This is a genomic window from Bradyrhizobium sp. GW821-FHT12B03, from assembly GCF_058807535.1.
Genome location: NZ_JBXAQU010000050.1, coordinates 1 through 1,503, shown reverse-complemented (window position 1 = coordinate 1,503; position 1,503 = coordinate 1). Strand labels below are relative to the sequence as shown.

Annotated in this window: 1 protein-coding gene; it reads right to left on the bottom strand. The window is 62.4% G+C overall.

Going from position 1 to position 1,503, the window contains the following annotated elements; all coding sequences use genetic code 11:
• Window positions 1-134 precede the first annotated feature (134 nt).
• Complete coding sequence (locus AC1RUR_RS38295) at window positions 135-1,418, bottom strand: IS701 family transposase (RefSeq protein ID WP_492853332.1); 1,284 nt, start codon at window positions 1,416-1,418, stop codon at window positions 135-137.
• Window positions 1,419-1,503: the final 85 nt, after the last annotated feature.

Genomic DNA, 1,503 nt, shown 5'->3' with positions numbered 1-1,503 from the left:
TACTACTGCGTCATGGGCGTTGACGTCCATTCGAAGCTGTAACGGAGCCACAGCACGGACATCGCGGCAAGGCTTTGATGAGCCCGCAGATCAATCTTGTGCGCATGGTGGCGATTGAGTTTGGGACGTGGCGTTCAGGCCGCATGGGCGGAGCCTCTGGGTCGATAGTTGTCGGGTAAGGCAGGGACTTGGACCGGCGGGACGGAACGCGGTCCTGAGGGGGGAATCATCGCCTGCTCGGCGATCAAGAACCCGTAGGCCGCGATGCACAGAGTTGCGTGGTGATGGAAGCCACGCCAGCCGCGTCCCTCGTAGTGACCGAGCCCGACCTCCTGCTTTAGCTCCTGATAGTCGCGTTCGATGCGCCAGCGCAGCTTGGCCATGTCGACGAGCGGCTGGATGTCGATGGTCTCGGGCAGCGTCGAAAGCCAATAACGAGTGGGCTCTGCTTCGCCTTTCGGCCATTCGATCAACAACCACTCGGGCGACGATGTCTCGGGGATCAGCTTGTTGTACCCGACGCGGACGCGCACCCGCGCGAAGCGCGAGGACAGCTTCTCAGCCGACCCTTCGCGCCACGTCACCGTGCGCCAGGCCTGCTTCGGCAGAGCGAGCGCCACCTTCTTGGCCGAGATCAGATCGGGTTCGTCGCGGCGGCCCGTGTTGTTCATTGGCTTGTCCATCCGCCTTGGGCCGCTGCCAGGGGCCCACATCAAGATGGTCGGCACGATGCCGACCACGTAGGGCACCCCCAACGCCGTCATGCCCGCGCGCAACTGCGAGTCCCTGCCATAGGCCGCGTCCATCAGTCCGACGCCGCGCGGCAGGCCGGCCTCGCAGGCCCATCGGATCTGCTCCAGCGCGATCTGCGGCTTTGTCTTGAACTTGATCTGCTTTGGAACGCCCGCCTTCTTCCGTCGGACACGATCCTTGGCCCACTCCTGTGACAGATATAACCGATAGGCGACCGGCAGGCTGGCAGAGCGGTTGGCGATCGACAGCGACACTGCGACCTGGCAATTGGCCTGCTTGCCGAGTTGCCCACAATATTGGTGATGCACGCCGACCGAATGCTTGCCTTGCTTGGGGAACGAGGTGTCGTCGATGATCCAGGCCTCGATCGGACCATCCTTCTCCATCGCCGGCAGCACCATCTGGCGTACCTTCGCCAGCACCTCCTCGTCCGACCAGTCTGCGATGCCGACAAAGTGAAGCAGCGCTTGATGCTGCGCCGCCGTCCGCTCCGGAGCCGTCCGCGCCGCCATCGGCTCGACGCTCTTGCGCTCGCCAGGCAGCACCAACCCGGTGCAATAGTCACGCAACTGCCTCGTACGCCTAGCGTGACCAATTACGCTCGAAAGACCCTCGACATAAATTGCGAACCGCGCTTCGACTTCCTCGTGATCGTTGAGACTCATCTGGCCCTCCGCGTGCCAAATTCTGAATCCCTACAGATACTTGATTTTCACACCTAAGCCGCCGCGACCAACTGACTCAGTAGTA